This window comes from Kineosporia corallincola, from assembly GCF_018499875.1.
Lineage (GTDB): Bacteria > Actinomycetota > Actinomycetes > Actinomycetales > Kineosporiaceae > Kineosporia > Kineosporia corallincola.
The window spans coordinates 842,366-860,620 of record NZ_JAHBAY010000001.1; the positions used below are offsets into that span (position 1 = coordinate 842,366).

Genomic DNA, 18,255 nt, shown 5'->3' on the forward strand with positions numbered 1-18,255 from the left:
CTAAAACCTGGTCAGGCGGCCTCGATCGAGCGGGCCAGGCGCACCATCGCCGCGTTGTCCGGGGCCGGGGTGCCGTCTTCCAGCAGCAGCATGTCCTCGTAGCCCACCCGGGTCTCGCAGCCGTCCTCGAACGCGGCCCGCACCAGGGGCCAGGCCGTGACCTCGTAGCCGTGGTACAGAATCGGGGCGGTGACGCCCGCGGCCCGCACCTGGGCGGCGATCGAGCGGGCCATCGCCACGGCCTCGTCGGCGTCTTCCACCTCGGGCTCGATCAGGATCCGGACGTTCTGGTGCAGAGTGGGTGAATCCAGCAGCGCCGGGACGTCTTTCGGGTCCCACACCGCGGACTCCAGGATCATCCCCTGGGCCAGCACCAGTTCGGCGGCCTCGGCGGCGCCCTCCTCGCAGAAGGCCACGCTGGCGAAGTCGGGCCGGGCGTCTGCCGGCCAGTCCGCCAGCAGTTTCATCCGTTCGGCGTGCCCGGAGCAGGTCCACAGGCCGGTGGTGGTGCCCAGCACGATGGTCGGGTCCACGGCCTTCACCGCGCGCACCATGGCCGCGACGTGGTCCGGGTGGATGGTCTGGCCGCCGTCGGCGGTGCGCGCGTGGGCGTGCACCACGTCGGCCCCGGCCCGCACGGCCTCGAAGGCGGCCCGGGCGATCTCGGACGGCGTGATCGGCACGGCCGGGTTCTCGGCGTAGCCGCGTCCGCCGTTGACGGCGGCCTTGATCAAGACACTCATCGACGGGCCTCCAGAATCTTGTTGATCGCCTCGGTGGCGCCGGTCAGGTCGCCCAGCCGGGCCCCGTCCCGCACCTGCTGCACCAGTTCGGGCTCCTCGGCGTCGTCGGCCAGGGCGGTGTCGACGATGCTCTCGAGAACGGCCGGTGCGGCGGCGAAAACACCGTTTCGGTCGGCCAGCACCACGTCGCCCGGCTGCACGGTGACGCCACCGATGCTGACCGGCACGTGCAGGCCGCCGGCGTCCAGGTGCAGCAGCTTGGTGGTGAGAACGCTGCGCCCACGGGCATATACGGGCAGGCCGAGCGGCTCCACCTCGTCGATGTCGGTCATCACGCCGTCGATGATCACGCCCGCCGCGCCGCGCGCGGCCAGGATCTCGCCGAGCACCTCGCCGACCGGGGCGTGCCGGGTGTCGCCGCCCATGTCGATGACGAACACGTCACCGGGCTCGCACCAGCCCGCGGCGTGGTGCAGAACGGTCGAGTCCTGGGCGGTCAGGCGTACCGTGATAGCCCGGCCGACAACCTTTTTCGTGCCGCACTGGCGCTGGACGGCGGGATCGACGAAGCCCTCCTCCAGGTAGTGGCCGATGGTCGGGAAGGAGACGCGCGACAGCTTCTCGGTCAGCGTGGGGGAGAGCGCCGGCGGCGGCGTACCGATGGTCAGGGTCATGCCAGTTCCTTAATGGGGGACGTCGTTCAGGCCGGGATCTCGACGGTCACCGACAGGCGCCGGTTGGCGAGGGAGGGCAGGCTCTCGCGCACCTCCGCGGTGCGGTCCAGCGAGATCTGCACCAGGCCCACCCCGGTCTTCACCGGGCCCAGCCCCGCGCGCACCGTGCCGAGCGGGTCCACCGCCAGGCTGTGCCCGATGCAGTCGGCCGAGCTGGTTCCGGAAGCCAGTACCCAGCAGGTGTTCTCGATTGCCCGGGCGCGCACCAGGGTGGTCCAGTGATCTTCCTTGGCCGGGCCGGAGACCCAGGCGGCTGACACGCTGAGCACGTCCGCGCCGCGGTCCACCAGATCGCGGGCCAGCTCGGGGAAACGGATGTCGTAGCAGTTGATCAGGCCGATCGCGACACCCTCGACCATCACCACCGGCGGCAGTTCGGCGCCGGGCACCACGTAGTCCGACTCCCGGTAGCTGAACGCGTCGTAGAGGTGCACCTTGCGATAGGTGGTGACCACCTCGCCGCGCGGGTTCAGCACGACCAGGGTGTTGTAGGGCCGCGCCTGGCCGGAGGGCTCGTAACCCCCGGCGATCAGCCAGATGTCGTGCTCGATGGCCAGGTCGGACAGCAGCGTGACGAACAGCGGCCACTCCCGGGACACCACATCGGCCACCGGCTCGTCCTTCACCTCGCCGGCGGTCAGCATCGCCTCCTCCGGCAGCACCGCGAGCCGGGCCCCGGCCGCTGCGGCCTCGGCGACCAGGCCGGTGATCAGGGAACGGTTGGCGGCGGCGTCGACGGTCGGGGCGAGCTGCACCACCGCGGCGGACAGGGAGGGGTTCATGCCGGGGATCCGTTCAGGACAGGGGCGTCGGTGGCGTCGGCAGGCAGGACCCGGCCGGCCGCGGCGGGCCAGGACACCCAGACCCTGCCGCCCTCGGGCAGCGAGGCCAGGGCGGCGGACATCTCGCCGCTGGGCACCCGCACGGTGAGCGTCTGGTCGCCGGCCCGCACGTGGTAGGTCCACTCGTCGCCGAGGAAGACCCGCTCGGAGATCACGCCCTCGAAGGCACCTTCCGAGGGCTGGTCGGTGAGGGTGGTGCGTTCCGGTCGCACGCCGAGGGCGACCGGCGTCCCGGTGGCGAAATCGTCTGGGAGAGTAGCGGGTACGGGGCCGAGGCCGGGAACGACCACTCGTCGTCCACCGTTGTCGTCCGTGACCACGCCGTCGATCAGGTTGCAGCTGCCGATGAATCCGGCGACGAACTTCGAGATGGGCGCGTCGTAGATCTCGGTCGGGCTGGCCACCTGGAGCACCCGGCCGTGGCTCATCACCGCGATCCGGTCGCTCATCGTCAGTGCCTCCTCCTGGTCGTGGGTCACGTAGATGAACGTGATGCCCACTTCCTTCTGGAGACGCTTGAGCTCGAACTGCATCTCCTTGCGCAGCTTCTGGTCCAGCGCGCCGAGGGGCTCGTCGAGCAGCACCACGGCGGGCCGGCCGACCACGGCCCGGGCCAGGGCCACGCGCTGACGCTGACCGCCGGACAGTTCCGACGGCTTGCGTTTCGCGAAGTCCTCCAGCCGGACCAGGGCCAGCGCCTCCCGCACCCGGGTGTCGAGCTCGGCCTTCGCGGTCTTGCGCACCCGCAGTTCGAAGGCGACGTTCTCGTACACCGACAGGTGCGGGAAGAGCGCGTAGCTCTGGAAGAGCATGTTGAGGTCCCGCTGCCGGGTCGGAACCCGGTCGACGGTCTTGCCGTCCAGCTCCACCGAGCCGCCCGAGGGCGTCTCGAATCCCGTGATCATGCGCATCAGAGTCGTTTTCCCGCAGCCGGAGGGGCCGAGGATGCTGAAGAACTCGTTGCGCCCGATCTCCAGGTCGAGGGGCTCGACCACCAGGTTGCTCCCGAAGGACTTGGTGATCCCGCGGAGCCGGACAGCAGGCGTCGTCTGGGTCATCGTGTGCTCTTCCAGTTCGTCGAAAGGGTGATCAGGAGGCGGAGACTCGGGTCCAGCCGTCCTGGTAGTAGGTCAGCGCGTCACCCGGGTCGACGATGAACTCGGACTTCTTCAGGTCTTCCTCCGGCGCGTAGATCGCCGGGTTGTCCACCAGCGTCTGGTCCTTGACCTTCTCCATCGCGGCGGTGTTGGTGCTGGCCAGCGAGGCGTCGTCGGTCAGCAGCGCGGCCACCTCGGGACGCAGCGTGTAGTTCAGCCACTGGTAGGCGCCGGAGGTGTTGTCGGTGCCCGCGGCGATCGAGAAGGAGTCGGTCCAGAGCGTGCCGCCCTCTTCCGGGATGATGTAGTGCACCTTGTCGTTGGCCGCGACGGCCTTGGCCGAGGTGGTGCCGCTGTAGGCCTCGGCGATGCAGGCGTCACCGGAACCGACCAGGTCGGCGTAGTTGTCGCTGTTGTAACCGGCCAGCAGGTCCTTCTGCTCCAGCAGCTTGTCGGTGGCCTTGGAGATGTCGGCCTCCGACGTGGTGGTGGCCGAGAGGCCCTGCACCTGGAGACCGGCGATGTACGCCGACAGCATGTTGTCGAGCATGTACATCTTGCCCTTGTACTTCGAGTCCCACATGTCCGACCAGCCGGTGATCTCACCGCCGGTGCAGTCCTCGTTGTAGAGGATGCCGGTGGTGCCCCAGGCCCACGGGATCGAGTACTGGTTGCCCTCGTCGAAGCTCGGGTTCACGAACTTCGTGGCCAGGTTGTCGAAGCCCTCCAGCTTGGTCTGGTCGATCTTCTCCAGCAGGTTGCGCTGCACCATCAGCTGCACCGCGTACTGGCTGGGCTCGACGATGTCGTAGCCCGAGTTGCCCGCCGCCAGCTTGGAGATCATCGTCTCGTTGCTGTCGAAGGTGTCGACGGTGACCTTGATCCCGGTCTCCTTCTCGAAACCGTCGATCACCGAGTCCGGGATCTCCCCGGCCCAGGCGTAGATGGCGAGCTCGCCGGTGTTGGTGTCGCTGGACTCCGCGGCGCCGCTCGACGAGCCGCCGCAGGCGGACAGGGCGAGCACGGACGTCGCGGCGAGGCCGGCCGCGAGATAGGCCTTGGTCTTCACGGTGGGGGAACCTTTCGCTCAGGGGCAGTGAGTGAAATCAGTTGGTGCTTGCCAGGATCCGGCGCATCTGCTGCACCCCGACGAGGGCGATGACCAGCAGGGTGAAGAGCACGAGCAGCGTGCCGAGGGCGTTGAGTTCCGGGGTCAGGCCGGTCTTCAGGGTGGAGTAGATCCGCAGCGGCAGCGTGGTGGTGCCGACGCCGGAGGTGAACGTCGAGATCACGATGTTGGAGAACGACGTGGTGAAGCTGAGCAGGAACGCGGCCAGGATCGACGGCCGCAGCAGCGGGAACAGCACGCGGCGGAAGGTGATCCAGCCGGTGGCGCCGAGGTCGGTGGCGGCCTCGGACAGACTCGGGTCGAGCGCGGCCATCGCACCCATCGGCACCAGGGTGGCCAGTGGCAGGGTGATCACGATGTGGCCGAGCACCATGGTGAGCAGGCCGTTCGGAATGCCGGCGGTGCTGAAGATGGTGAGGAGCGATACGCCGAGCACGATCTCGGGCACGATCAGCGGGATCAGGATGGCGCCGAGGAAGAACGCCCGGCCCCTCACCCGGTAGCGCACCAGGGCGAAGGCGGTGAGGAACCCGATCGCGGTGGCGGCCAGGCCGGCCAGCAGGCCGACGATCGCGCTGGTGCGCAGGGTCTCGAGAAGCCGCTCGTCGTGGAACAACTCGCCGTACCAGCGGGTGGTCAGGCCGGTGAACCGGTAGCTCACCTCGGAGGCGTTGAAGCTGTACACCACGACCGCGATGATCGGGATGTAGAGGAAGACGAAGACCAGCCGGGCGAACCAGCTGACCACACGGTCCATCACGGTGTCCATCAGGCGGCCTTCCGGTTCGAGAGCAGGCGGAGCAGGCCGGCGACGACCGCGACCGAGAGCAGCATGAGGATCAGCACCACCATCGACATCGCGGCGCCGAGCGGCTCGTTCCGGAACTCGGTGAACAGGGTGACGATGAGATTGCCGACCAGTGGGTCCTTTCCGCCGCCGAGCAGCACCGGGATGACGAACACGCCGAGCGTGGGCACGAAGGTCAGCATCACCGAGGAGCCGATACCCGAGGCGGAGAGCGGGATGTAGACGCGGCGGTGGGTCTGCCACCAGCCGGCCCCGAGGTCGGCGGCGGCCTCGCGCAGCGACGGGTCGATCGAGCGCATCGCGGCGTAGATCGGGAACACCGCCACCGGCAGGAACGCGTAGAGCAGCGACATCACCACGGCGAACTGCGAGGGCACCAGCGAGCTCGCGTCGAAACCCAGTAGCCGGGCCAGCTTCACGTACGGCCCGCCCGAGCCCAGCAGGGTGATCCAGGCGAACGAGCGCACCAGGAAGTCGGTGAGGAAGGGGATGATCACCAGCATCAGCAGCACCGGCTGGCGGGAGGCCGGCCGGGTGGCGATGTAGAAGGCCACCGCGTATCCGACCACCAGGCAGACCACCGCGTTCAGCGCGGCCATGGCCAGGCTGTAGCCCATCGTCTTGGCGTACACCGGGTCGAGCAGCTTGGTGTAGTTGGCCCAGGTGAAACCGCCGACGTCGCCGCCGAGCAGCGGGTCGCTCAGGGCGAAGCTCTGCCGGGCGATGACCGCCATCGGCACGATGACCAGCAGGACGATCACCGCGACGGCGGGCAGCAACATGAGGTACCCGAGCAGGGTGCCGCGGGCCGGTGCCCGTAGTGCCCGTCCTGCCTGTGCCGGTGCGGTGCTCGCGCTCATCAGTGGATTCCCGTCCTTCCCCGTGTGTGGAGGTCCGTCCTTACGAGATGCCTAATCGTGCGTGAACGCGGAGACCTTCGGATATGGCCAGGGGCGTCGGAACCCGTCGTAGGTAGGTTTCTCATCAACGCATTTCGCAGGGTGGGCCAGGTCACTCTGCTCTGAAGGGCGTGCTGACCTGGGAGAACGTGCGCTGCGGGATTCGGGGGAGGGGTCGGCGGCGCGCCAGGTGCACCGGTGAAACGCCGAGATCATGAATGAATCGCCCTTTTTCGACCGCAAAACGCCGTACGGCCCGGATTCGTCGAGAACCCGGGCCGTACGGCGTTTTCGAGGAGGTCAGACGGCGTCGGCCAGCATCCGCCCGATCCGGATCGCGCCGTCGACGTGCTGGAAACCGAGGCCGGCCACGTCAGACGTGCCGAACGAGACCGGGCCGACCGGCTCGCGCAGCGTGGCGCCGTAGCGGGTCAGGCCGCCGATGTCGAAGCTCGTGGCGTAGGCCCCCGCCGTCCACTCCTCGGCCATCCACTGGCTCTCGTAGTAGGCCACGGGTTCCAGGGCCTGCTCACCGTAGTAGGCGGAGAGCGAGGCCAGGATCTGCGCACGGCGTTCGCCGTCGGACAGCGCCAGCAGCCGGTCGGCGTTCTCGTCCGACACGAAACCGACCAGCGTGCCACGGGTCTCGTCGTGATTGGTGTTGTCGTAGGCCTCGTGCACCACCTGGTAGGGGCTGAACGCGGTGCCGGACAGGCCGGCCTGCCGCCAGAACGGCGTGGCGTAGGTGATGTGCAGCTTGATCACCAGACCGAACGAGGTGTGCTGCCGGGCCTGCATCTGGATCGGGGGCAGGTTCGGGCTGAAGGCGATGCGTGACACCAGGGTCGGCGGCACGGCCACGATCACCTTCTTGGCCCGCCACTGCCCGGTCGCGGTGGTGACGGTGGCCCCCTCGGCGTCGTGGGCGATCGAGGTGACCGGCGAACCCGTCACCACCCGGTCGCCGAGGGCGGCGGCCAGCATCAGCGGAACCTGCTGGAGCCCACCGGCCACCCGCTTGTCCAGGATGAAGTCGGCGTCCACCAGGTTGCTGAAACTGCCCGCGCTGGCGGCCATCAGCACGGCGGACAGGGCGGAGAAGGCGTGGGCGGGCTTGGTCAGCATGGCCGGGCCGATGTAGAGGGCGATGTTGTCGCGCGCCTCCTCGTCGTCCGTCTGCCCTTCGAGCCAGGCGGCGAACGAGACCTGGTCGAGCTCCGCGGCACCGGGCATGTCCCACGGGTTCAGCGGGTCCATCCGCGCGGCCAGGTCGTCGAGCACGGCGGTGAGCCGGTCCACCTCGGCCTCGGTGCGGGCGGAGACCGGGAACGAGGCACCGGAGAAGGTACGCCGGACGCCGTCGCGGCCGACGTAGACGCCCTCGCCCTCGCGGTAGCGGGAGAAGGTCTTCAGCCCGAGCTCGTCGATCGTCTCCAGCAGGGCGGACTGGTCGGGGGAGACCCACTGCCCGCCGAGCTCCAGCCGCACGCCGTCCACCGTGTCGGTCCACAGCCGGCCGCCGACGCGGTCGCGGGCCTCCAGCACCACCACGCTGCGCCCCGCCTTCACCAGGCGGGTGGCCGCGGTCAGGCCGGTGACACCGGCGCCCACCACTACGACGTCGACTTCGGACTTCATGATCGGGCTCCCAAGAGGTGCGTATATCGTCGTCATGAGTGTCAGCGACGCTCGAATCAGCGTCAAGTGCGGTTAACAACGACGAAATCAACAGCAAAAATTATGGGACGACGCTGGATCCGTACTGCTCGGCGCAGAACGCGGCCAGCCGGCCGGCCAGCCCGGCCAGCGTGGGTTCGGCGTGATGACGGGGATCCCAGGCGGCATACAGATGGATGCGTACCGGCCCGCCCGGCCCGGTCAGCCCCAGCGGAGTGAGCCCGAACCGGGGGTCGTCCGACACCACCGCCACACCCCGGCCGGCCGCCGCGAGGGCCTGCGCCACCTGGGCGTTCGTGCAGTCGATGGTCTCCCGGTAGCTCACCTGGGCGGCGGCCACCGCCTCGTCGAGCAACTGCCGGGGCCGGAAGTCCTCGGTGAGCAGCACCAGGGGGTGCCCGGCCAGCTCACCGACGTCCACCGTCGACCGCGTGGCCAGAGGGTGGGCCGCAGGCACCTGCGCCCAGACCGGCAGCACCGCGAGGGCCAGTGAGGCCAGGGGCCGGGCCGGTGGCCGGGTGACGATGGCCAGGTCGGCGCCGGAGTGCAGGGCCACGTCGGCGCCGCGCGGGTCGAGCTGCCGCACGAACGGCACCGGGTCGTCCGGGCGCAGCGTGGCCAGGAAGGGGGCCAGCACGTCGCTGAGCGTCGTGGTCGGCACGGCCAGGTGCACCTGGTCCAGGCGCCCGCCGGCGATGCTGGCCGCGGCCCGCCGCACCTCGTCCGCCTGCCGCAGCAGGTTCCGGGCCAGGGGCAGGAAATGTTCACCCGCCGGGGTCAGCCGCAGCCGGTGCCCCTGCCGCTCGAACAGCGGCAGGCCCAGGTCCTGCTCCAGCTGCCGTAGTTGTCGCGACAGCACCGGCTGGGTCACGTGCAGGCGCCCGGCGGCACGGGTGGCGGAGCCTGCGTCCACGGTCTCGACGAGATAGCGCAGCAGCCGCAGGTTCATGCTCACGAAGCATGAAGATAGTGCTGAACAGGTCTTGGACAACATGATGGACGACGTCGCACCCTCGACACATGCCCGAACTCGAACAGTCCCGCCTGCTGCGCACCGAGCTGCCTGGCCCCCGCTCGGCCGCCCTCATGCAGCGCAAGCAGGCCTTCGTCAGCCCCGGTGTGGGGACCACGATGCCGGTCTTCGCCGCCCGCGCGGCCGGCGGCATCGTCGAGGACGTCGACGGCAACCGGTTCATCGACCTCGGCTCGGGCATCGCGGTCACCACGGTCGGCAGCAGCGCGCCCCGCGTGGTCGAGGCGGTGCGGGCCCAGGTGGCCGAGTTCACCCACACCTGCTTCATGATCACGCCGTACGAGTCCTACGTGGCGGTTGCCGAGGCGCTCGCCCGGCTGACCCCGGGCGACGGCGAAAAGCGTTCCGCCCTGTTCAATTCCGGGTCCGAGGCGGTGGAGAACGCGGTCAAGATCGCGCGCTCGTACACCGGCCGCGACGCCGTGGTGGTGTTTGATCATGCCTACCACGGCCGCACCAACCTGACCATGGCGATGACCGCGAAGGTGGCACCCTACAAGCACGGGTTCGGCCCGTTCGCCGGAGAGGTGTACCGGGCGCCGATGTCGTACCCCTCGCGCGACGGCCTCTCCGGGCCCGAGGCCGCCCGGCGTGCGCTGTCGCAGATCGAGACCCAGGTCGGGGCCGGCAATCTCGCTGCCCTGGTGATCGAGCCGATCCAGGGCGAGGGCGGTTTCGTCGTCCCCGCACCGGGATTCCTGAAGGCCCTGGCCGACTGGTGCACCGCCAACGGCGTGGTGTTCGTGGCCGACGAGGTGCAGTCCGGATTCGGCCGCACCGGAACGATGTTCGCGGTGGAGCACGAAGACGTCGTGCCCGACCTGGTGGTGAGTGCCAAGGGCATCGCCGGCGGGCTCCCGCTGTCGGCCGTCACCGGCCGGGCCGACATCATGGACGCCGTCCACACCGGTGGACTCGGCGGCACCTACGGGGGCAACCCGCTGGCCTGCGCCGCCGCGCTCGCCGTGATCGAGACGATCGAGAGGGACGGCCTGCTGGAGCGGGCCCGGCAGATCGAGACCCTGGTGCTCGGCCGGCTGAGCGCCCTGGACGACCCCCGGATCGGTGACGTGCGGGGCCGGGGCGCCATGCTGGCCGCCGAGTTCGTCCACCCGGCCACCGGTGAGCCCGACGCGGCGCTCGCCAAAGCCGTTGCCGCTCATGCGCACTCGCAGGGCGTGATCACCCTGACCTGCGGCACCTGGGGCAACGTGATCCGCTTCCTGCCGCCGCTGAGCATCTCCGACGAGCTGCTCACCGAGGGCCTCGACGTGATCGCCGCCGCGCTGAAGGAGAACTGAGTCGTGAACGACGTACTGATCGACGGTAACTGGCTGGAGGGGGAGCGGGGCGAGTTCGACGTCGTCGACCCGGCCACGCTCGCCGTGGTCGCCCGGGTGTCCGACGCCGGCCCGGCCGACGCGGTGGCCGCCGTGGACGCCGCGGCCGCGGCCCTGCCGGCCTGGTCGGCCACCGCCCCGCGGGCGCGGGCCGACCTGCTGATGCGGACCCGCGAGCTGATGCTGCGCGACACCGAGGAACTTGCCGCGCTGATCGCCTCGGAGAACGGCAAGTCGCTGGTGGACGCCCGGGGCGAGGTGGGTTACGCGGCCGAGTTCTTCCGCTGGTTCGCCGAGGAGGCCGTGCGCCCGCACGGCGACTTCGGTTCCTCACCGGCCGGCGGCACCCGCACCGTGGTCACCCACCACCCGGTCGGCGTGGCGGCGCTGGTGACGCCGTGGAACTTCCCGGCCGCCATGGCCACCCGCAAGATCGCCCCGGCCCTGGCCGCCGGCTGCACGGTGGTGCTCAAGCCCGCCGCCGAGACACCCCTGACCGCCTTGGCCGTGGCCCGGCTGATGCACGAGGCCGGAATCCCGTCCGGCGTGGTCAATGTCGTGCCCGGGCTGGACGGCCCGGCAATCGTGAAGGCCTGGACCGACGACCCGCGGGTGCGCAAGATCTCGTTCACCGGCTCGACGAACGTGGGGCGCCAGCTGCTGCGCCAGGCCTCGGACCGGGTGATGAACACGTCGATGGAACTCGGCGGCAACGCGCCGTTCGTGGTCACCGCCGACGCCGACCTGGACGCCGCGGTGGACGGTGCGATGATCGCCAAGTTCCGCAATGGTGGGCAGGCCTGCACCGCGGCCAACCGGTTCTACGTGCACGCCGACGTCGCCGCGGAATTCACCGCCAGGCTCGGCGCCCGGGTCGAGAAGCTGGTGGTCGGGCCGGCTTGCGAGGGCTCGGACATCGGCCCGCTGATCTCCGCGAAGGCGTTGGCCAACGTGACCCGCCTGGTCGAGTCGGCCCTGGTGACCGGCGCCCGGGTGGCGCACCGGGCCGCTCCGGCCACCGCGCCCGGGCACTTCTTCACCCCGGTCGTGCTGACCGGCGTGACGGCGGAGTCGGACGTGGTGCGCGAGGAGATCTTCGCGCCGGTCGCCCCGATCGTCACCTGGACCTCGGAGGCGGAGCTGCTGGCCCAGGTGAACGACACCGAATTCGGCCTGGCCGCCTACGTCTTCGCCGGTGACCTGGGTGCGGCGCTGAAGCTGGCCGAGCGGATCGAGGCCGGCATGGTCGGCATCAACCGCGGCCTGGTCTCGGACCCGTCCGCCCCGTTCGGCGGGTTCAAGCAGAGCGGCATCGGGCGCGAGGGAGCCCGCGCCGGGCTGGAGGAGTACACCGAGACCCAGTATTTCAGCGTGGCCTGGTAGCGCCTGGCCGGACGTTCATCACGCCGCGCTGGAGGGCAGAGCCTGTGCGCGGGCTGTGGAATCGCCGATCAGGTGACCGTCGTCTCACGCCACGGTGCCCAGTCCGGGTCGTGCCCGGGCCAGACCTCCACCCCCGGCTGCTGATCCAGCTCGTGCAGCCGCCGGATCGCGGTCAGAGCGTGCGGCTCGTCCTGGGGTCGCATGGTGGTGCCGCACGGCAGCGCCTGCTCGATGTTGCCGCGCAGGTCGGCCGCGTCGCAGGCGAGAACCACGGTGCGGGTGGGCAGCTCGATCCGGAACGACTGGTGGCCCGGGGTGTGGCCGCGGGTGTCCAGGGCGCTCACCCCCGGGGCCAGGGCGGTGTCGCCGTCGAGCAGCACCAGGTCGAGGTCCGGCCGCAGGAAGTCGCCGGGCACCGTGACCAGCGTGTCGCCGAGTTCCGGGATGGCCCGGGCGAACTCGTACTCGGCCCGCTGCATCAGCACCGGGGCGCTGATCAGGCGCAGGCCGCCGGTGTGGTCGAGGTGCACGTGCGAGATTCCGCAGCCCTTCAGGCCGGCCCAGTCCAGGCCGAGCGCCGCCACCTGGTCGGCCAGCGGGTCGCCGGGCGGCAGCAGGGCGGTGTAGCTCTCGTAGTTCAGGTATTCCGCGCGCCGGGCCGCATCGCGCACCACGTCCACGTTGAAACCGCTGTCGAACAACAGCCAGCCGTTCTCGAACACCACCGCGGCCACCGTCACCGGCTCCAGCAGGAACCGGGCCGGGTCGCCGCCGGGCACCGAGATCGGCTCCCGGATCGGCTCGTAGCCCACCACCATCGGATGCATCCGCAGCGGCCGGCCGGTCAGGCCGAGGCCCGAACCGGGCTGCCAGTCACGCACACTCATGAAGCCACCTCCAGACTCGGGGACGCCGCCAGCAGACTCCTGGTGTAGTCGTGCCGCGGCGCGTCGAACACCTCGCGCACGCCACCCTCCTCCACGATCCGGCCCTCCGTCATCACCGCGACCCGCCCGGCGATCCGCTTGGCCACCGCGAGGTCGTGGGTGACCAGCAGCAGAGCCACACCGGTGGTGCGGCGCAGCTCGTCGAGCAGGTCCACGACCTGGGCGGCCAGGGTGGCGTCGAGTGCGCTCACCGGCTCGTCGCACAGCAGCACGCGCGGCGAGGAGGCCAGGGCCCGGGCGATCGCGGCCCGCTGGCACTGGCCGCCGGACAGCCGTCCCGGACGTGCCCCGGCCAGTTCCGGGTCCAGCCCGACCCGCCGCAGCAGCTCGGCCACCCGGTGCCCGCGCTCCGCCCGGGGCAGCCGCTCGGCGATCTGCCGGCCGATCGGCATCCACGGCGTCAGCGAGGCCCGGGCGTCCTGAAAGATCAACTGGGGACGCGTGTCCGCCGGCACCCGCACCGAACCCGCGCTCGGCGTCTGGAGTCCGGCCGCGATCCGCAGCAGCGTGGACTTGCCGCTCCCGCTCTCGCCGACCAGCGCCACCGATTCCCCCTCGGCCAGGCTCAGATCCACGCCGTGCAGCACCCGCCGGGTCTGGCGCCGGCGGTGCGGCACCGGGAAGTCCTGGACGATGCCGGACATCCCCAGCACCTCGTTCGCCGTATCGAACGAGGCGTCCGGAACGCCGAACGGACCGGCGATGTCCAGGCGCGATGCCAGGAGCCTGCGCGTGTAGGGGTGTTTCGGGGCGCCGAGTACGGCGGCTGCCGGGCCCTGTTCGCGGATCTGCCCGTCCGACATCACCACGATCCGGTCGGCGATCTGCGCGGCCACCCCCAGGTCGTGGGTGATCAGCAGCACCGAGCAGCCGTGCTCGGCCCGCAACCGGGCGAACAGCGCCACCACCCGGGCCTGCACGCTGACGTCGAGAGCCGTGGTCGGCTCGTCGGCCACGATCAGCGCCGGGGCCTCGCCGGTCGGGGTGGCGATCGCCCCGGCGATGCTCACCCGTTGCCGCAGCCCGCCGGACAGCTGGTGCGGCCAGTAGTGAAACCGCTCGCCGGGCTCGGGAACTCCGCACTCCTCCAGCGCCGCCACCCCGCGCTCCGGGGTGGCGCCACGTTCGCACACCTGCGCCCCGGCCCGCATCGTCGGGTCGAGCGAGGTGAGCGGGTCCTGGAAGACGGCACCCAGCCGGTGCCGGCGCACCCGGTGCCGCTGCGCCCGCGACCCGGTCAGCATGTCCACGCCGTCCACCTCCACGGTGCCGCCGACCGAGGCGTGCGGAGCCGGGAGGCCGAGCAGGCAGCTGCCCAGAACGGTCTTGCCCGAGCCGGACTCGCCGACCAGGGCGACGATCTCGCCCGCGGTGATCTCCAGGTCGACCCCGTCCACGGCCCGCCGGCCGCCGAAATCGACCACCAGCCCGGACACCCGGGCCACGATGTGGGTCATGACGTCTCCCGAAGTCGCGGGTCGATCAGCAGCTGGAGCATGTCGACGACGAAATTGAGCAGCACGTAGGCCACCCCGAGCACCAGCACCACCCCGGTGATCGCGGCCAGGTCGGAGGCGGCGATCGCCCCGGACAGGTAGCGGCCCAGACCCGGCCAGGAGAACAGTCCCTCCACCACCACCGAGCCGCTGAACATGATGCTCACCTGGAGCCCGGCCATCGACAGGGCGGGCCCGGCGGCGTTGCGCAGCCCGTGCCGCCACACCGTGGCCCACCAGCCGGCCCCCTTGGCCCGGGCCGAGCGCACGTAGTCGGCCGCCATCGCCTCGCGCAGCGAGGCCCGCAGCACCCGGCCGATCGCCACGGCCGGCGACAGCGACAGCACCACGGCGGGCAGCACGAGATGCCACAGCGCGTCGAGGAATCCGGTCACGCCGCCGGGCGCCAGCAGGGCCGCGCCCCGGCCGCCCGCCGGGAACCAGTGCAGGTCGCGGTAGAACACCAGGAGCAGCACGATCGCCACCAGGAACGACGCCGCCGAGGCCCCGGCCACGGTGACCACCCGCACCGTGCCGGCGGCGATCCCGTCCCGGGCCCCGAACACGCCCAGCAGCAGGCCGCCGGCCAGCGCCATAACCGCCGCCACCAGCACCAGTTCGAGCGTGGCGGGCAGATAGGTGGCGATGTCGTCGGCCACCGGGCGCCGGGTGCTCACCGACGTGCCCAGGTCACCGCCCAGCAACCGGCCGAGATAGCCCAGGTAGTGCGGGATCAGCGGCTCGTCCAGGCCAAGTCGCTCCCGGGCCGCGGCCAGCGCCTGGGGTGAGGCGGTGCGCCCGGCCAGCACCCGGGCCGGGTCGGAGGGCAGCTGTCGCTGGATCAGGTCGACCACGAAGGTCAGCACCAGTAGCACGCCGGCCATCGCGGCCAGCCGCACGCCGAACTGTCGCAGGAAAGCCATCAGCCGATCCGCTCCTGTACCCCGTCGCCGGCGAAGTTGGCAGCCATCGTGACCACGAAAAGCACTGCGGCGGGAGCGAGAGCGATCCACGGCGCACTGAACAGGTAGGTGAAACCGGCGGCCGACATGCTGCCGATCTCGGCGGCCGGGGCCGGGGCGCCGAGCCCGATGAACGACAGCGAGGCCAGCAGCACCAGCACCGAGCCGACGTCGAGCGAGGCCACGACGACCACCTGCCGCAGCACCCCGGGCAGGACGTGCCGCCCGGTGACCCGTAACCGGGACAACCCGGCGGAGCGGGCGGCGTCGACGTGCGGCAGGTGCCGGACCGCCCGCACCTGGCCGCGCACGATGCGCGCGTACCAGGGCCACCAGGTGGCGGTCACGGCCAGCAGCACGTTGCGCAGGCCCGGGCCGAGGGCCGCCACCACCAGCAGCGCGACCAGCGGCCCGGGCAGCGCCAGCACGGCGTCGGTGATCCGCATCAGCACGCCGTCCACGATTTTGCCCGACATCCCGGCGAGAGTGCCCACCAGGGTGCCGATCAGCAGACTGCCCCCGATGATGCCGAGCACTCCCCACCAGCCGGCCGACAACCCGAGGACGACGCGGGAGAGCACGTCGCGGCCCTGTTCGTCGGTGCCCAGCCAGTGCTGCCACCCGGGTGCGGTGAAAGGCGCCGCCACGATCTCGGTCTCGCCCGCCGGCACGAGCCAGCGGGCGAACGGCAGAACCAGGGTGAGGACGACGATCAGGACCAGGCACCCGAGTTCCAGCATGCCGCCGGCATTCCGGCGCGGTGCGACGACCCGGAACCGCACCGGCGCGGCCATGGTGCTCACGGTGGTCAGTTCCGCTTCAGCGTGCGCAGGTCGAGCGTGACCGACAGCGGCAGCCAGTGCCCGGCGCCGGTCAGGTCGGCGCTCATGATGAACGCGTCCTGGAGGTCGGCCAGGGTGATGTACGAGACGTCGTCGTGGATCGCGTCTCCCGCCTCGCCGTAGGCCTTCTCGATCTCGGCCTGGTCGGTCGCGGCCGACCCGGTGTCGATCAGCTCGTCGGCCGCCGGGGTGCCGCCCGCCAGGTAGTTCAGGGCGCCGTTGCCGTCGGCGCTGTCGGAGTACCAGAACAGCCGGGCCCAGGTGTCCGGGTGCGCCGAGTCCGGGTAGGCCGCCTCGAACAGCAGATCCGGTGCGGTGTCGAGACTTCCGCTCAGCCCGTACACGTCGTTGCCCTGCACCGAGCTCAGCTCGACGTCCACCCCGGCGGCGGCCCACTGCGCCTGGAGCGCCTCGGCGGCCTGCTGGTCGGCGGTGTGCCCGGCGATGTACCCGAGCGTGATCGTCTTCCCCCGGGCCAGGGTGGCCAGATCGCCGTTCGAGGTCTGCGTCGATGTCTGCCAGGTGTCGGCGGCCGTGCCCTCCGGCACCATCCCGGCCGGGTACATCTGCTCCGACACCGTGGCGTACTCACCCCAGACCTGGCTGACCAGGGCCTGCCGATCGATCGAGTCTCGCAGCGCCGTGCGCAGTTCCACGTCCGCCAGGGTGCCGCTGGTCTTCACGTGCAGGTCGGCCTTCTGGAGCGTGGGGAACCGCACCACCTGGTAGTCGTCGTCGGCCGCGAACTGGTTCAGCGTGGTCACCGGCTGACCGGTGATCACGTCCAGGTCGCCGCCCTGCAACTGGAGCAGCTGGGTGGCGGCGTCGCTGATCACCTTCACCGACACGGTGGCGAAATACGGCTCGGCGCCCCAGTAACCGTCCCGCCGGGCGAGGTCGTACTCCTGGCCCGCGGTCATCGAGGTGAGCTGGTAGGGCCCGGTGCCCGCGGTGTTCTCCGCCAGGTAGGCCGCCGCGTCGTCGTCCGCATGCTCGTCCAGCACGTCGGCGTCGATCACCTTGGGGCCGAACGGGCTGGCCACCAGCGACAGGAACGAGCTGCTCGCCGCCGACAGCTCGACCACGAAGGTGGAGTCGTCGGGGGTGTCGTAGTTCTTCACCCCGGCCACCATGTAGGCCATCTGCGACCCGAGGTCCGGGTCGGCCAGCCGCTCGAAGCTCGCCAGAACGTCTTTCGAGGTCATCGCCCGGCCGTCGGCGAAGGTCACGTCGTCGCGCAGGTGGAAGGTGTAGGTGAGCCCGTCGTCCGACATCTCGTACGACTCGGCGAGCATCGGCTCGATCTCGTCGGTGGAGTCGGGGCTGTAGGTGAGCAGGCCCTCGTAGACCGCGGTGAGCACCTGGTTGCCCTCGTACTGGTACACGGTCTGCGGGTCGAGTGTGGGCATCTCGGCGGAGATCGCCAGGCGCAGCTCGTCCGCGGCGCCGCCGGCGCCGCCCTGGCTCGTGCCCGAGCACGCGGCCAGGCTCGTGACGATGACGACGGCGCTGAGGGGCCGCAGATACGGGGAGAATCGGCGCTTCATGGGGGTCCTCGCCAGCCGGGAGAGTTTCGATCAACCGATAGGAAGTCGGCCCTATTCAGCCCATCGCGTGTTTCGCCGGTGATACGCGGGCGCGGCGGGATTGGTTAAATGGTGAAGGCGGAAGATGTGGTGCGGGCCACAGTGCGTAGCCGGCGCTCGGGCACTCGCAGCACGCGCAGGGCCGCGTCGGCGATCGCCGGGGCCACCTCGGCGGCATCCATCGTGCCCTCGGTGCGGCGCCGCAGGATCACCGACTCGATCAGGCCGATCACCAGTGCCGCAGTCGGTTTCGCCAGGTCGGGGGTGGTGTCTAGCACGGCGGCGACGAGTTCGCGGTACACCCCGTAGAGGCGTTCCCGCTCGGTCCGGAACTCGGCGAAGGGCTCCTCGTCGACCCCGGGGATCAGGTAGAGCGCGCCCAGGTTGTCCGGTCCGGACAGCAGCAGCCGGGTGTCGTAGGAGCACAGGGCCCACAGCCGCACGTCGGCCGGCGCGTCGCTGGCCGCCAGTGAGGTGGCGAACTCCACCGAGGGGCGCACGGTCTCCATCAGCAGCCGCAGCAGTACGGCCTGCTTGCCGGGGAAGTAGTGGTACATCGAGGCCTGGCTGATGCCGGCCCGGGCCGCGATCTTGTGCGTGCTGGTGCTGCCGTAGCCGGCCGTGCAGAACAGGTGCGCGGCGGCGGCCAGGATGTCTTGCTCGGTGCTGAGGCCGGAGGTGGAGGGGCCTTTGGCACGGGGCCGGCCGAGCGTGGGCATGGCCGGAGTGTAACCCGC

Annotated in this window: 17 protein-coding genes; 2 read left to right on the plus strand and 15 right to left on the minus strand. The window is 70.8% G+C overall.

What is annotated here, in order from left to right; translation table 11 throughout:
• Nucleotides 1-11: 11 nt before the first annotated feature.
• The 9 genes from KIH74_RS03815 to KIH74_RS03855 form a co-directional block, all read right to left on the minus strand.
• Complete coding sequence (locus tag KIH74_RS03815) at nt 12-743, minus strand: 3-keto-5-aminohexanoate cleavage protein (RefSeq protein WP_214154294.1); 732 nt, start codon at nt 741-743, stop codon at nt 12-14.
• The gene (locus tag KIH74_RS03820; RefSeq protein WP_214154295.1) at nt 740-1,417 is read right to left on the minus strand and encodes an RraA family protein; all 678 of its coding nucleotides are present in this window, start codon (nt 1,415-1,417) and stop codon (nt 740-742) included. Before KIH74_RS03820 ends, KIH74_RS03815 begins: the two co-directional genes overlap by 4 nt.
• Before the next feature lie 26 nt (nt 1,418-1,443).
• A complete protein-coding gene (locus KIH74_RS03825; RefSeq protein WP_214154296.1) occupies nt 1,444-2,259 on the minus strand; it encodes a carbon-nitrogen hydrolase family protein in 816 nt (271 codons plus the stop codon).
• The gene (locus tag KIH74_RS03830) at nt 2,256-3,377 is read right to left on the minus strand and encodes an ABC transporter ATP-binding protein (protein WP_214154297.1); all 1,122 of its coding nucleotides are present in this window, start codon (nt 3,375-3,377) and stop codon (nt 2,256-2,258) included. The genes KIH74_RS03825 and KIH74_RS03830 overlap by 4 nt, the downstream gene beginning before the upstream one ends.
• Nucleotides 3,378-3,408: 31 nt before the next feature.
• The gene (locus KIH74_RS03835) at nt 3,409-4,485 is read right to left on the minus strand and encodes an ABC transporter substrate-binding protein (RefSeq protein ID WP_214154298.1); all 1,077 of its coding nucleotides are present in this window, start codon (nt 4,483-4,485) and stop codon (nt 3,409-3,411) included.
• A 37-nt stretch (nt 4,486-4,522) separates the two neighbouring features.
• On the minus strand, nt 4,523-5,314 hold the full coding sequence (locus KIH74_RS03840; protein ID WP_214154299.1) for an ABC transporter permease: 792 nt from the start codon (nt 5,312-5,314) through the stop codon (nt 4,523-4,525).
• Entirely contained in the window at nt 5,314-6,213 is a 900-nt protein-coding gene (locus KIH74_RS03845) for an ABC transporter permease (RefSeq protein WP_214154300.1), read from the minus strand. Before KIH74_RS03845 ends, KIH74_RS03840 begins: the two co-directional genes overlap by 1 nt.
• Nucleotides 6,214-6,552: 339 nt before the next feature.
• Nucleotides 6,553-7,890 (minus strand): flavin monoamine oxidase family protein, encoded by a 1,338-nt coding sequence (locus tag KIH74_RS03850; protein ID WP_214154301.1) that lies wholly within the window; start codon nt 7,888-7,890, stop codon nt 6,553-6,555.
• 100 nt (nt 7,891-7,990) lie between these two features.
• Entirely contained in the window at nt 7,991-8,878 is an 888-nt protein-coding gene (locus tag KIH74_RS03855; RefSeq protein WP_246571468.1) for a LysR family transcriptional regulator, read from the minus strand.
• Between the two features lie 71 nt (nt 8,879-8,949).
• On the opposite strand from KIH74_RS03855, the gene gabT reads away from it, so the two are divergent.
• Together gabT and KIH74_RS03865 are read left to right on the plus strand one after the other, a co-directional pair.
• On the plus strand, nt 8,950-10,263 hold the full coding sequence (gabT, locus tag KIH74_RS03860) for a 4-aminobutyrate--2-oxoglutarate transaminase (protein ID WP_214154303.1): 1,314 nt from the start codon (nt 8,950-8,952) through the stop codon (nt 10,261-10,263).
• A 3-nt stretch (nt 10,264-10,266) separates the two neighbouring features.
• Nucleotides 10,267-11,685 carry an NAD-dependent succinate-semialdehyde dehydrogenase gene (locus KIH74_RS03865; protein ID WP_214154304.1) on the plus strand — a complete coding sequence of 473 codons (1,419 nt, stop codon included), beginning with the start codon at nt 10,267-10,269 and terminating at the stop codon, nt 11,683-11,685.
• A gap of 68 nt (nt 11,686-11,753) precedes the next feature.
• On the opposite strand, the gene KIH74_RS03870 is transcribed toward KIH74_RS03865, so the two are convergent.
• The 6 genes from KIH74_RS03870 to KIH74_RS03895 all read right to left on the minus strand — a co-directional run bounded on the left by KIH74_RS03870 (nt 11,754) and on the right by KIH74_RS03895 (nt 18,237).
• Nucleotides 11,754-12,572, minus strand: a complete 819-nt coding sequence (locus tag KIH74_RS03870) for an MBL fold metallo-hydrolase (RefSeq protein WP_214154305.1) — start codon at nt 12,570-12,572, stop codon at nt 11,754-11,756.
• The gene (locus KIH74_RS03875; RefSeq protein WP_214154306.1) at nt 12,569-14,089 is read right to left on the minus strand and encodes an ATP-binding cassette domain-containing protein; all 1,521 of its coding nucleotides are present in this window, start codon (nt 14,087-14,089) and stop codon (nt 12,569-12,571) included. The genes KIH74_RS03870 and KIH74_RS03875 overlap by 4 nt, the downstream gene beginning before the upstream one ends.
• A complete protein-coding gene (locus KIH74_RS03880; protein ID WP_214154307.1) occupies nt 14,086-15,051 on the minus strand; it encodes an ABC transporter permease in 966 nt (321 codons plus the stop codon). Before KIH74_RS03880 ends, KIH74_RS03875 begins: the two co-directional genes overlap by 4 nt.
• Nucleotides 15,051-15,884 carry an ABC transporter permease gene (locus KIH74_RS03885; RefSeq protein ID WP_246571472.1) on the minus strand — a complete coding sequence of 278 codons (834 nt, stop codon included), beginning with the start codon at nt 15,882-15,884 and terminating at the stop codon, nt 15,051-15,053. Before KIH74_RS03885 ends, KIH74_RS03880 begins: the two co-directional genes overlap by 1 nt.
• Nucleotides 15,885-15,898: 14 nt before the next feature.
• Complete coding sequence (locus KIH74_RS03890; protein WP_214154309.1) at nt 15,899-17,479, minus strand: ABC transporter substrate-binding protein; 1,581 nt, start codon at nt 17,477-17,479, stop codon at nt 15,899-15,901.
• A gap of 104 nt (nt 17,480-17,583) precedes the next feature.
• The gene (locus KIH74_RS03895; RefSeq protein WP_214154310.1) at nt 17,584-18,237 is read right to left on the minus strand and encodes a TetR/AcrR family transcriptional regulator; all 654 of its coding nucleotides are present in this window, start codon (nt 18,235-18,237) and stop codon (nt 17,584-17,586) included.
• Nucleotides 18,238-18,255: the final 18 nt, after the last annotated feature.